The sequence below is a fragment of the Bacillota bacterium genome (assembly GCA_009711825.1).
Lineage (GTDB): Bacteria > Bacillota > Proteinivoracia > UBA4975 > VEMY01 > VEMY01.
Genome location: VEMY01000023.1, coordinates 19,290 through 32,765, shown reverse-complemented (window position 1 = coordinate 32,765; position 13,476 = coordinate 19,290). Strand labels below are relative to the sequence as shown.

Annotated in this window: 11 protein-coding genes and 1 rRNA gene; 1 reads left to right on the top strand and 11 read right to left on the bottom strand. The window is 51.6% G+C overall.

Annotation, left to right across the window (positions count from 1 at the left end):
• Window positions 1-362: 362 nt before the first annotated feature.
• From FH749_08645 to nadA, 10 genes are all read right to left on the bottom strand, one after another.
• Window positions 363-1,891, bottom strand: a 16S ribosomal RNA gene (locus tag FH749_08645).
• 442 nt (window positions 1,892-2,333) lie between these two features.
• A complete protein-coding gene (greA, locus tag FH749_08640; protein ID MTI95542.1) occupies window positions 2,334-2,810 on the bottom strand; it encodes a transcription elongation factor GreA in 477 nt (158 codons plus the stop codon).
• A 151-nt stretch (window positions 2,811-2,961) separates the two neighbouring features.
• Window positions 2,962-3,924 (bottom strand): hypothetical protein, encoded by a 963-nt coding sequence (locus FH749_08635; GenBank protein MTI95541.1) that lies wholly within the window; start codon window positions 3,922-3,924, stop codon window positions 2,962-2,964.
• Between the two features lie 12 nt (window positions 3,925-3,936).
• A complete protein-coding gene (locus FH749_08630; protein MTI95540.1) occupies window positions 3,937-4,836 on the bottom strand; it encodes a quinate 5-dehydrogenase in 900 nt (299 codons plus the stop codon).
• On the bottom strand, window positions 4,833-5,372 hold the full coding sequence (locus FH749_08625) for a helix-turn-helix domain-containing protein (protein MTI95539.1): 540 nt from the start codon (window positions 5,370-5,372) through the stop codon (window positions 4,833-4,835). The genes FH749_08630 and FH749_08625 overlap by 4 nt, the downstream gene beginning before the upstream one ends.
• 68 nt (window positions 5,373-5,440) lie before the next feature.
• On the bottom strand, window positions 5,441-6,409 hold the full coding sequence (dusB, locus tag FH749_08620; protein ID MTI95538.1) for a tRNA dihydrouridine synthase DusB: 969 nt from the start codon (window positions 6,407-6,409) through the stop codon (window positions 5,441-5,443).
• An 11-nt stretch (window positions 6,410-6,420) separates the two neighbouring features.
• Window positions 6,421-6,813 carry a CoA-binding protein gene (locus FH749_08615; protein MTI95537.1) on the bottom strand — a complete coding sequence of 131 codons (393 nt, stop codon included), beginning with the start codon at window positions 6,811-6,813 and terminating at the stop codon, window positions 6,421-6,423.
• Window positions 6,814-6,831: 18 nt separating this feature from the next.
• Window positions 6,832-7,668 (bottom strand): carboxylating nicotinate-nucleotide diphosphorylase, encoded by an 837-nt coding sequence (gene nadC / locus FH749_08610; protein MTI95536.1) that lies wholly within the window; start codon window positions 7,666-7,668, stop codon window positions 6,832-6,834.
• 13 nt (window positions 7,669-7,681) lie between these two features.
• A complete protein-coding gene (nadB, locus tag FH749_08605) occupies window positions 7,682-9,280 on the bottom strand; it encodes an L-aspartate oxidase (protein ID MTI95535.1) in 1,599 nt (532 codons plus the stop codon).
• Window positions 9,281-9,285: 5 nt separating this feature from the next.
• Window positions 9,286-10,197, bottom strand: a complete 912-nt coding sequence (gene nadA / locus FH749_08600) for a quinolinate synthase NadA (GenBank protein ID MTI95534.1) — start codon at window positions 10,195-10,197, stop codon at window positions 9,286-9,288.
• Between the two features lie 135 nt (window positions 10,198-10,332).
• Here nadA and FH749_08595 point away from each other — a divergent pair, with 135 nt between their 5' ends.
• Window positions 10,333-11,727 (top strand): CPBP family intramembrane metalloprotease, encoded by a 1,395-nt coding sequence (locus FH749_08595; protein ID MTI95533.1) that lies wholly within the window; start codon window positions 10,333-10,335, stop codon window positions 11,725-11,727.
• Between the two features lie 54 nt (window positions 11,728-11,781).
• Here the strand turns inward: FH749_08595 and FH749_08590 are convergent, their stop codons facing one another.
• Complete coding sequence (locus FH749_08590; protein ID MTI95532.1) at window positions 11,782-13,452, bottom strand: formate--tetrahydrofolate ligase; 1,671 nt, start codon at window positions 13,450-13,452, stop codon at window positions 11,782-11,784.
• Between the last annotated feature and the right edge of the window lie 24 nt (window positions 13,453-13,476).

Below are 13,476 nucleotides of genomic sequence, written 5' to 3'. Positions count from 1 at the left end.
TACTTACCTTGTGTAGTTGTCAAAGATCTCGGTTTTTTCGCCGGCCCCGTTTTTTCGATAAAATCGAAAATAACGTTCCTTACTTGTGGCCGCCGAAAATAACCTACCTTATTGCTCGAACTAATGCAAAAGGTATTGCCCCCTACACCAAAGTGTAAAAGGTGAGGTTACAAAAGCAATCTGCCGGAAAGGCAAATTGCCTGAAATCCCTCAAAACAGAACAGTGAGTGAAGAGTTAGCGTTCACCTAGACTGCTAAGCAGTAAGGTAAGGTATTTTGCTTTCGCAAAAACCTTGGTTTTTCGCGCCGCCCTACTATTGAGCAGAGCGGTGCGTTTTTCGCGCCGAAGGCGCGAAATAACGTCCTTAGAAAGGAGGTGATCCAGCCGCACCTTCCGATACGGCTACCTTGTTACGACTTCACCCCAATTACCTACCCCACCTTCGACGGCTGCCTCCTTACGGTTAGCTCACCGGCTTCGGGTGTTGCAAGCTTTCGTGGTGTGACGGGCGGTGTGTACAAGGCCCGGGAACGCATTCACCGCGGCATGCTGATCCGCGATTACTAGCAACTCCGACTTCATGCAGGCGAGTTGCAGCCTGCAATCCGAACTGGGACCTGATTTAAGGGATTAGCTCCGGGTCACCCCTTCGCATGCCCGTTGTTCAGGCCATTGTAGCACGTGTGTAGCCCAGGACATAAGGGGCATGATGATTTGACGTCATCCCCACCTTCCTCCGGTTTGTCACCGGCAGTCTCCTCAGAGTGCCCATCCGAAATGCTGGCAACTGAGAACAAGGGTTGCGCTCGTTGCGGGACTTAACCCAACATCTCACGACACGAGCTGACGACAACCATGCACCACCTGTCACCCTGCCCCGAAGGGACACTGCAATCTCTTGCAGCTTCAGGGGATGTCAAGCCCTGGTAAGGTTCTTCGCGTTGCATCGAATTAAACCACATGCTCCGCTGCTTGTGCGGGCCCCCGTCAATTCCTTTGAGTTTCAACCTTGCGGCCGTACTCCCCAGGCGGGGTACTTAGTGCGTTAACTGCGGCACTGGAGGATTGAACCCCCAACACCTAGTACCCATCGTTTACGGCTGGGACTACCAGGGTATCTAATCCTGTTTGCTCCCCCAGCTTTCGCATCTCAGCGTCAGGTACAGTCCAGAAAGTCGCCTTCGCCACTGGTGTTCCTCCTAATATCTACGCATTTCACCGCTACACTAGGAATTCCACTTTCCTCTCCTGCCCTCAAGCCTGCCAGTTTCAAGTGCGTTACGGGGTTGAGCCCCGCACTTTGACACCTGACTTAACAAGCCGCCTACATGCGCTTTACGCCCAGTAATTCCGGACAACGCTCGCCCCCTACGTATTACCGCGGCTGCTGGCACGTAGTTAGCCGGGGCTTCCTCCGGGGGTACTGTCAGTATTCATCCCCCCAGACAGAAGTTTACGATCCGAAGACCTTCATCCTTCACGCGGCGTCGCTGCATCAAGCTTGCGCTCATTGTGCAATATTCCCCACTGCTGCCTCCCGTAGGAGTCTGGACCGTGTCTCAGTTCCAGTGTGGCTGATCGTCCTCTCAGACCAGCTACCCATCGTCGCCTTGGTAGGCCGTTACCCTACCAACTAGCTAATGGGACGCGAGCTCATCCGACATCGGTAAACCCTTTCCTCTTCTCGCTATGCAACAAAAAGAGTGCATCCGGTATTAGCAACGGTTTCCCGTTGTTATCCCAGAATGTCGGGCAGATTACTCACGTGTTACTCACCCGTCCGCCACTAGACTATCTCAGAAGCAAGCTTCCGAAATAATCCCGTTCGACTTGCATGTGTGAAGCACGCCGCCAGCGTTCGTCCTGAGCCAGGATCAAACTCTCCAAAAAAATTTCGAAGAGAGTCTGAAACTCTCAAAAACAACTGGTTTAAATCGCTTCTCTTACTCACTGTTCAGTTTTCAAGGATCTCATACGGCTTTTCGCCGACTTCGTCGCCGAAAATGCCGAACCCCTCATTGCTTGTCGGTCAGCTTCGTGCTCACCTGACAGAATGCAACGCCGTCTCACGACGGCAAGAGTTATATTACCACAGCTTCGGCGAAGTGTCAAGACCAAAGTCACTTCGTTTTTTTGCCGCCGTGTTGTGGCGACAAAGACTAGAATACACACTTTTAGATACAAAATCAACGTCAATTTGTTCCAGGTTAAAAAAAATAAATATCATTATATAGGGTTATTTTGGCATGCAGTCATTATTCTCATCTTAGCGTTTACAACGCTAATCTGTAACTCAAGTAAGTTTACAAAATAAAAAGCCCGTTTGGGCTTTTTATTTACGTATTGCCATGATTTCGTATTTTAGAGTTCCAGCAGGAACGTTCACTTCCACCACATCACCTACCGGATGACCAATAATAGCTTTACCCACCGGCGATTCAATGGAGATTTTACTTTGAGCGGGATCTGCCTCAGCGCTGGAGACCAGGACGTACTCAATCTCTTCGTCGTACTCCAGGTCTTTAAGCATTACTGTTGCCCCAAGACTAACAGTCTCAGTCGTAATCTCATCATCATCCAAAACACGTGCGTTACGCAACATCTTTTCCAGGGTCAGGATTCGTCCTTCCACAAAGGCCTGCTCCTTCTTGGCGTCCTCGTATTCAGAGTTCTCACTGATATCGCCAAAGCCGATGGCAACTTTTATCCTCTCAGCCACCTCTTTGCGGCGGGCTGTGCGCAAAAATTCAAGTTCATCTTCAAGTCGCTTAAACCCGTCAGGAGTTAGTATAACTTCTTTATTATTCAACACTCTCTCTCCTTTACTTCCAGTATTGCCACCTGTTAGAAAATGATATGTAAATTGCCGCTGCTTTATTCAATAAAACAGCGGCAATATATACCATGAGAAATTACCCGGGGCAAACTTTCCACAATTATAAACCGGTGGATTTAATTTGTCAAATTTCTATTGGTGCAGGAAACCAATGGATATATCCATCCAGGCAGCTGGCTGTAACACGCAGCTTGCAGACACGGCTTTGCTTACTGGCTGTTATAACATTGGCGGCAGTTAATTCATTAAAATTACGTGCCCATAGCCTGCGTTCACCGGTGGCCACTAATATTGCTTCAGTTAAATTAGGGCGAAGAATGCCTGCCGGCAAGTCGCCGTGCACAGCCGGAACCCCCGGAAAATCCAAAAGTGGAAGGCCAAGCGTACGTGCGCTCTGCGGTGGTCTTCCGCCATATGGCTGCCAGATCAATGCTGGAGATTTTAACTCGGACAGATCCAGGCCAGCCAAATCAATTATTATATCGGTTTCCGGCAGCAAACCTGGATGCCAGTGACTGAGTACACTGGCGGTGCCGGTTTCCTGAATAATTTTTTGTGCAAGTCGTTTCAGGCCGGGCCGTAGATTGGAAACCAAAACCAGCGAGCGCAAGCGAGGCGCCAACAGACGAGCAATAACTGCACCGGGCGGGGATAGTGGACTAATAATAACGGCGCGGGAATTTGTGTTCTCGCTTAAAAAATTACTAAAAACAGCAAGCAGGGCCGCTAGCGTTATCGTCAAACCAGTGGGTATACGCACCGGGTGCTCTGCACAGATTACCGGGGCCAGCGGCTGCAAGCTATCTTCCAGACCCAAAATTTTTATATTATTAGCTGCTAATATTTTGCCTATCTGGACAGCTTTTTTTTCAATTGCCGAAGGGGAAAGATCAACCAGGTATTCTGGTAACCCGGGATATTCCAGGATAACACCAGGGGCACCGGCCACATCCAACATTGCCTTCTCTTTTATCGGCAGAAAACGATTTAACCCCGACAGCAAACCGCCGGGGATCAAACGTAAGCCTGGGCGACTAAGCCGCAATTGGCTCAGCGTTACCGGACAGCTTATAAACGCGAAGTCCACAAAGCACCGCTCCTAAGAGAGGTCTTCCACCCGCGGCACAAATTTTAACTCAGCCAGCAGCCGGTTATATTCTTCCGGTGATAGCTCAGAGTCGCGCCCAGCATAAGCGACCAGAACAGCCTCCATGACATTGGTGCCAAAGGAGCGACCATTTAGTGCCGGCGTAGTGGTGACCAACGTCTTTACACCCCGGCTCCGGAGTTCATCGATATCTGTTGCGGTGACAGTGTTGGTAATTAACTTCAAACCCTCCATGTTCCGGGGCATATGTTTATATATATAGTTAAAATCTCCGGCAATTATGTCCTTGTCATTAAAGTAACGGGCCAATCGACCGTCACTGGAGTCTTGTTTTTTTCCTGTGGGGTAAACGATACTAAAAGGCAATTGCACAACGAGCGGCGCCAGAATCCGGGCAACCCGGTCAATTGTCTTCAATTTTCGAATCGGAAAGGGCAAACCAAGGGTGAACATGAAATCGCCGATCAAAAGACTGCTCCCATACTGGGCAAGTGTCTCCGCCATGCCCCACCGGTCCAAGGCGCTAATTAGTAACACTTTTTTTTCGGCGAATGACCAACCCAACTTTTCCGCCAAGTACTTGATGGTGTTGCGCTCAAGCGTATTTTTCAGCCCGCTGCCATCCACCACCGGCGTCTTCCTGGCTGCCTTGACAATGTTCTTGGCGTCGCGAAAAATATAGCGTCGTCCCGGGGTTCCTACATAGAGATCAATACCGCCTAGACCAAAGGCATCCACCTTTCCATCCAATTCAGAAACCATGGCAATCATTTTTTTCATGTCGCCATCGGTGCCCCGGCGTTCCACCTGGAAACGAACCCCGTTAAATTGGACTTCGGCCTGGTGATCTCTGCGACTGGAACCTAAACTGATACTCACGACTCGCTTCATTTAGGTCCCCCCTTTGCGCTTAGAGACCGGATTACCTGCTCAAATTGATTAGTATCGGCGACCACATCCCGGGTCAATGGCGATTCTCCTATTGGGAATCCCACAACCCGCGTATCCAAAAGCGCTTCGATTATTTTAATGCGACTGGTGGAACCAAGGACAACAATTGTGGAGAACGAACGGACACGGGTCAACAGGTCCATGACGTCATTAAAAAGTTGCAAACCTGATTTTTGCTCAACAAAGTCTAAGCGCTCTTTCTCGCTAAAAAACAACCACCAATCCACCCCATATTTGCGGCAGATATCCTCCAACTCAGCCCTGTTGGCCACAGGGAAACCAACCACGGCCAAATCCGGCCCCTTGCGGACCTCGCCAATGCTCTCCAGGCGAGAGATAAACGTCCGGTCGATGGAGAGTTTTTGTGCCGCTTCCTGCTGTGACAGGCCCTGACTGCGCAGTTCAAGTACTTTGGTAATTAAAGCATCAATTTGCCAACGGCTGATGGTCTTTTCACCAATACGGATTATTTCCACCCCGTCCACCCCTTGTGCACAATTCTGTATACACTAAGTATACCGTCTTTACCTGCAGCACACAACAATTACTCCTCCAGGCGTTCCAAATAATCGAGCAGAATGGCGCGCACGGCCTGTGGGTCCGTTTCCCGGATTATTTGGCTGCGCATCCCGGTGGCGCCAGGCAGTCCCTTTAGGTACCAAGACAGGTGTTTACGCATCTGAACAATTCCCATACACTCACCCCGATAAGAGAGCTGCATATCAAAGTGGCGAAGCGCCAAATTCAACCGTTCCGAAACCGAAGGGCGCTTAAATCCCTGCCCGGCAAATGCACTTGCAATTTCCCGGAACAACCAAGGATTGCCCAAAGCGCCACGGGCCGCCATTACCCCCTGGCAACCTGTATGTTGATGCATGGCCACGGCGTCCTCACCGGTCCATATGTCGCCGTTCCCAATCACAGGAACCCTAAGCGCCTGCCGTACATCGGCGATTACCTGCCACTCGGCCTTACCGCTATAAAATTGTTCCCGTGTTCTCCCATGCACAGTCACCATACTGGCCCCTTCCGCCTCTAGTCCGCGGGCGAAACTAACCGCATTACGCGAATGTTCATCCCAGCCGGCGCGGATTTTTACAGTTACAGGCACAGTTACTGCCTCCTTAACGGCTGCCACAATCGCCCTGGCCCTGTCAGGATTACGCATCAAAGCGGCCCCCTCACCATTGTTTACAATCTTCGGGGCCGGGCATCCCATGTTAATATCTACAAAAAGCGCGCCCTGCTTTTCGGCGCCAGCGGCAGCTTGGGCAACCACACCCGGTTCACTGCCAAACAACTGAACAGCAACCGGCGCCTCACCGGCAATGTCGAGCATCTTCCAAGTGCGATGATTGTCATAGCTCAGGGCTTTGGCGCTGATCATCTCAGTAAAAGTCAGGCCACAGCCAAATTCCCTGACCAGCTGGCGAAAAGGTTTGTCGGTGACTCCCGCCATTGGCGCCATAAAATAAGGGGGCAGCGCCGCGCCCCCGATAGCAATCTTCTCCATTTTGCACCTCTCTAAAAACCCAGTTTGTCAAGCTCCACCAATACGCAGCTGTCGTCCACAGCCTCAATACCTAGCTCAGCGCAGCGAGCCATCGCTTCGGGGGAACGGGTTCCCGGTTGAAACCAAATTCTTTTGATTCCCAGGCGCCCGCACTCCTCCACCACCTGGCGGGCAACGGCCGGCGGCACCACCACGTCGACAATATCAGGTAATTCCGGTAACGCGTCTAAATTCGGATAGAGTTCTATACCGCAGACCACACCGGGTTTGGGATTAACGGGATAGACCTGTTTGCCGGCAGATAACAACCGTTTTGTAATTTTAAAGCCAAACTTCTCCTCGACTGTTGAAGCGCCAACCACCGCCCAGGTTTGCAGTTTTATAAATTGCTCTGCACGGGTCATTGTTCAACACCTCTCCTCCTAAGTTTTTGGCTGATCCAGATCAAAGCCAATGTCCAGCGCGGTCACTGTATGAGTGAGAGCGCCAATAGAAATATAATCGACACCTGCCCGGGCATAGTCCACAATATTCGTTGCATCAATATTCCCAGAAGCCTCTGTTATTGCCCGGCCGTTCACTATCCCGACTGCCCGGGCCACAAGCTCCGGGCTCATGTTATCCAGCATGATGATATCGGCGCTGCCAGCCAACGCCTGCTCAACCTGGGCAAGTGATTCCGCCTCCACTTCAATCTTTACAGCATGGCCGTTCATTTGCCGAGCACATTCCAGAGCATTGGCAATTCCGCCAGCCAATTTAATATGATTGTCTTTAATCAGAACAGCGTCATATAGTCCCCAGCGGTGATTGAAACCGCCGCCGGCCCGGACGGCATATTTGTCAAAATAACGCAAGCCCGGGGCGGTCTTACGGGTGTCAGTAACCCGTGTTTTGGTCCCGGAGATCAATCTCACCAACTGCCGCGTCTTTGTGGCAATACCGCTAAGGCGTTGTATTAGGTTCAGTGACAATCGTTCCACCTGCAGAAGCACATCTCCCGGCCCCTCGACACGGGCAATTCGGGCTCCAGCCTCTACTGTTTCACCTTCCCCGACCAGACTATGCCAGGTATCGACATTCATCAACTCGAACAAACGGCGGGCAAAGGGCAGGCCGGCAATTACGCCCTGCCTCCGGGCCGTATACCAACCGGTACGAGTTCCAGGGTCGGGGAAACAACGACTGGTCACATCGCCACTTCCCAAATCTTCCGCCAAGAAACTCAATAATTTCTGATCCAACTGGGGGTTGAACACATTCTCTCCTCCTTTACGGCTCAAAATCCCTGGAAGGCACGAACCTGGGGGCCGATTCCCGTGCGAACAGCCAGTGCCCGAGACAATTTTGGCTGCTCTCAGGAAAATCGCGGCGATAGTGACCACCCCTGCTTTCTTCCCGCAACAAGGCTCCTTCAATAAGCATCTGGGCCAAAGCAAGCATATTAACGACCTCCATTACCTGGGGGTCTCTGTATAGGCCATCCGGCAGCTGCCGGGACATGCTCCGCAACTCAGAGAGCGCAGCCTCCAGACCCTGCCGACTTCGGACTAAGCCTCCTTGCCGCCAAACGAGACTGCGCAAACGGGAGCGCAGCTCTGCTATCCCCGACACGGACGGCTTTAAATCCAGAGAGCCTAATTTATCGTCTGTTTTGGCCTTATCAGTTGCCAATACTTGCGACGCAATCCTCTGCCCGTAGACAAGCGCCTCCAACAGGGAATTGCTGGCCAGTCGATTGGCGCCATGGATACCGGTACATGTGGCCTCGCCACAAGCAAAAAGGCCGGGGATATTGGTCTTACCCCTGTGATCAGTATGTATACCACCAATGAAATAGTGTGCAGCCGGCGCCACCGGAATCTTATCCTGCGGTAAACAAAGCCCATATTCCTGGCAGCGGGTGTAGATTGTTGGAAAACGCCTGGACACATCTCTGTCGGCAAGGGGTGAGAGATCAAGCAGTACATGGTCTGCCCCGGTCCGCTCCATTTCTGTGACAATTGCCCGGGCCACCACGTCACGGGGCGCTAGTTCAGCATCGGCATGGTAATTGGGCATAAAACGCTCGCCCCGGACATTCAGCAAAAGTGCCCCTTCGCCGCGTACAGCCTCTGAGATAAGAAAATGCGGTGCCCCGGCCAACATCAGTGCGGTGGGATGAAACTGGACAAATTCCATATCCATCAGATATGCTCCCGCCCGCCAGGCCATGGCAATGCCGTCGCCAGTGGCCACCACAGGATTGGTGGTGTTCTGAAACATCTGACAGGCGCCACCGCTGGCCAGAACAACCTGCCCGGCCAAATATGTCCTGGGGACATTGTTATCGTCCAGAATTACCACGCCTTGGCACTGCCCGGAGTTCATAACCAGAGAGATTGCAAACGAATGCGGGCGAATTGTCACATTGCCCAGTTTCAAGAGCTTCCCGTAGAGGGTTTCGCGGATTACCCGACCAGTAGCATCGCCACTGGCATGGAGGATTCGTCGGCGACTATGGGCGCCTTCACGGGTTAAGGACAAGCCCGAGCCATCCCGTGCCAAATCGAAGGGAACGCCTAAGTCAATCAGGCTTTGAATTGCGTCCTTGCCTTCTTCTGCCAGCGTCCGTACAGCATCCGGCTCACAGAGTCCGGCGCCAGCGCGTAACGTGTCCTCTGTATGCATAATCGGCGAGTCCTGTTCGGAAATCGAGGCCGCTATTCCCCCCTGGGCCTGTTCAGTGTTGCTCGCTGTTATATCACCTTTGGCAAGCAGCAAAATCCGCTTACCGACAGGGGCAACCATCAGCGCAGTGTACATGCCGGCAAGACCAGCGCCAACAACAATCAAATCCCATTGCTCAACAGTTGATTCTGCCACTGGCATTCCCCCTAAGTAACTTGCAGCATCTTGTCCAGAGCGCTCCGGGCTCCCTGCAGGATTGGCTCCGGTACTGTTATCTGCGGCTCCAGGGTTTGCAAACTCACGAGAACCTTTTCCAAAGTATTCAGCTTCATGTTTGCACAGAGTAGATGCTTGCTGGGAAACACAAACTTCTTTTCCGGCGCCTCCTTTTTGAGCGCATGCTTAAGTCCCATTTCTGTTCCAACGATAAAAGTAAGGGCCTTATGTTCACGGGCAAGTTTCAGCATGCCACTGGTCCCTGTGGCATAGTCGGCTACAGCGACAACCTCCGGTGAACATTCAGGATGGACCATCACAACTGCATCCGGATTTTGCCGGCGGGCTACTTCGATATCTTCTGCCCGCAAACGGTCATGGGTATAACAATAGCCCGACCACGGGATGATTTCCTTTTCTGTCTGGTCAGCAATAAACTTGCCCATATTTCTGTCTGGCGTATAGATAATCTTATCTTCAGGTCGGGATCTAACCACCGACAGGACATTGGCAGACGTGCAGCAAATGTCAGATTCAGCCTTGACTGCGGCGCTGGTGTTTACATAACTTACCACTGCCGCATCCGGGTATCTGGCTTTTAGTTGCCTCAGCTCCTCCACATCTGCCATATCTGCCATTGGACAACCGGCCTCCGGTTCTGGCAATAAAACTGTTTTATCAGGAGCCAAAATATAAGCGCTTTCCGCCATGAAATGAACGCCACAAAAAACTATGACCTCGGCGTCTGTACGTGCAGCCTTTTGACTGAGTCCAAAAGAATCACCGACAAAATCGGCGATATCTTGGATTTCGGGACGTTGATAATAATGAGCGAGGATAAGTGCGTTACGTTCGATCTTCAGACGGGTGATCTCGCCTTGTATATGAGAATAATTGCCCATCCAGATCACCTCTTTACAATTTTCTTCATTTTATACACTAGGATTTCCGATGTCAATTTGCTACAAGGGCAGGGAAATGGCCTGGAAAAGGCGAATATTGTCTAGATTACCTACTGTTTTGTTGGAGGAGGTCCAATGATTAGAGCACTGTTTGACAATCCTGTATCCCGAACCTTTATTGCACTCACATTTGCCTTGGTCTCTGTCCTACTTGCCTTTGGCTTGTATGTCACCTCCCCTGCCAGTTTCGGCGTTCCCAATGCGGGTTTAAACACAAGCACCATCTACTACTTCGCTGATGACTGGAGCGTTAGCTTTGATTACTTAGACCTAGAAGTTCCCCGGGGCAGCCTGGTGGTTCCGGGGTATAATGAGGGACGGGTAAATGCAGTTCTGATTATTTCCGGCGATGACGCGCCGGGACGCTTTAACCTCTCTCTGCCCCAGGAACACCGGGGCGAACTGCCAGACACAATCACTTCCGGCACCGATCAAATACTGCTTTTGATTGAAAACAACGATTATGTCAATGTAATCCGAGATAGCGGCGATACAATTTTGTTACGCGCTGACGAAACCGATGTCCCCACTCGATATCTGGAAAACCAGCTTGAACAGGCCAGAGATTTGCTCAGCCGGTATGAGATGTTTGGTTTTACCAATTATCTGCCTCCCACCCAGGAGATGGTGCTGCTGCAAATATGGACCCAACGTATGGGAGTGGTGACTTACTACGAAGACCAAACTGTCCACGTGTCTGGCATGAACTTTGATGTGGAGTTCCAGCACCCGGAGCTGGAACAACCTTTTTATCCTCCCCAGGGGTTTCCTGAGCGAGTGGCCCTCTACGGTATCCTGCTTTGGTTGGGCGCGATGTCCATTATTGCTTTTGTAACTGGAGGCCTGGACATGAAAGCTTTACCTGTCAAGGGCGAGTACAATCCCTTTCACACCATCGCAGGGTTATTGGGCGCATTTATTGCCGCCTGGGGCTTACATCTCTATGATGTCCACTTCCACCCCTCTCAATTTTGGCTTGCTATTGTTTGGACATTACCCCTGGCGCTGGTTGGTTTTTGGATGTATCAGGCACGTCTACCCTTAAGTTATCCGGGTATCAGCAAACGAGGACTTGTCCATGCGGTTATCCTCGCCGCTGTCGTTACAGCCTTTGTCACTCTCGGTACAACAACAAGAATCCCCGTTGGTATTGACTGGCATGCGGGCTTGTTTTTTTCATCGCTGGTAGCGATTGTTTTCCGGGAAGCATTTTTGCGTGGTTTTTGCCAGCGTGTGCTGTCCCATTGGCTTACGCCCTGGGCCGGACTTCTGATAACATCAGTCATCTGGGCTCTAATCACTGCCTCTGTTGATATCGGCGTTATGAATCATCAAGTGGTATTACTTCTTCTGTCCCGAGGCGGTCAGTCGCTTCTGGTCGGCTACAGCTACCACCGAACGGGAAACATCTTTGCCCCGGGAATCCTCGCCACTCTTCTGGAGCTGGCGCCGCAGATGCTGGTGTTCTAATTCCACTACCCAAAGCGATAGCAAACCCCCTGCCGCAGGCAGGGGGTTTTGCTATTAAAACAGGCCTTTAATTGTTCCGTCGGGAAGAATATCCATCTTCGTTGCAGCTGGCACTTTGGGCAGACCAGGCATAGTCATTACTTCGCCAGTGAGTGCTACCAAGAAACCGGCACCGGCCGATACCTTGATTTCCCGGACAGTAACCCGGAAACCGCTGGGGCGTCCCAGCAAGGTGGGGTCATCTGAAAGGGAGTACTGGGTCTTGGCCATGCAGATTGGCAAGTTGCCAAAGCCATTTTGCTCTAAGCTCTTGATGTTGTTCAATGCGCCTTTGGTAAAGTCTACGCCGTCGGCGCCATAAATTTCCCGGGCAATGGTCTCAATCTTCTCGGTTATAGGAGCATCAACCGGGTAGATTGGAGCATAGTTGGACTTCTCGGTCTCCAGCACGTTCATGAGCTTTTCGGCCAACTCAATGCCGCCTTCGCCACCTTTAGCCCATACCTCAGACAGAGCCCAGGGCACATTGATGCGACTGCAGAACTTGCCAACCAAATCCAACTCTGCTTCGGTATCGGTTGGGAACCGGTTGATGGCCACGACCAGCGGCAGACCAAACTTCCGCATGTTTTCGACCTGCTTCTCCAAGTTGCTCATTCCTGCTTCCAGGGCTTCCAGGTTTTCATTGGTCAAATCTGCCTTAGCGACGCCGCCATGCATCTTCAGCGCCCGGACAGTAGCAACAATAACAACTGCGTCGGGCTTCAGCCCGGCCAAACGACACTTGATATTCAGGAACTTTTCGGCGCCCAGATCAGCGCCGAACCCGGCTTCGGTAATCAGGTAATCGGCAATCTTCAGACCCATCTTGGTGGCGGTTACCGAGTTGCAACCGTGAGCTATGTTTGCGAAGGGTCCACCATGGATAAAGGCGGGGCCGTTTTCCAGGGTCTGCACTAAGTTGGGCTTGATGGCGTCCTTCATAAGCAGAGCCATGGCGCCATTGGCCTCTAGGTCTTTTGCTGTAACCGGCTTGCGGTCATAGTCATAGGCAACAACAATTTTGCCCAAACGCTCTTTCAGGTCCTCCAAGTCAGAAGCGAGACAGAGAATTGCCATTACTTCTGAGGCAACGGTGATGTCAAAGCCATCTTCCCGAGGCACGCCATGGGCACGGCCGCCGAGCCCGACAACAACATTTCTCAGCGCGCGCTCATTCATGTCCATAACACGCTTAAAAACAATCCGGCGGGGATCGATGTTCAACTTGTTGCCCTGATGCAGGTGGTTATCCAAGAGGGCAGCCAGCAGGTTATGAGCAGTGGTGATTGCGTGCAGGTCGCCGGTGAAGTGCAAGTTGATATCTTCCATTGGCACCACCTGGGCATAGCCGCCGCCGGCTGCACCGCCTTTTACTCCCATGCAGGGACCGAGGGAGGGTTCACGCAGGGCGATAACTGCATTTTTACCCAGCTTACGCATTGCTTGACCCAAGCCGACAGTGGTGGTTGACTTGCCTTCGCCGGCAGGGGTGGGATTGATGGCGGTTACCAGGACCAACTTGCCATCTGACTCGTTGGCCAGACGCTTGTGAACATCCAGGGAGACCTTAGCCTTGTTATTACCATAAAGTTCTACCTCATTTTCTTCCAGCCCTGTCTCCCGGGCAATGTCCATGATATGCTTCATTTTCGCTTCTTGGGCAATTTGAATGTCCGTCTTCATTTAAATTAACCTCCTCAAAAATTT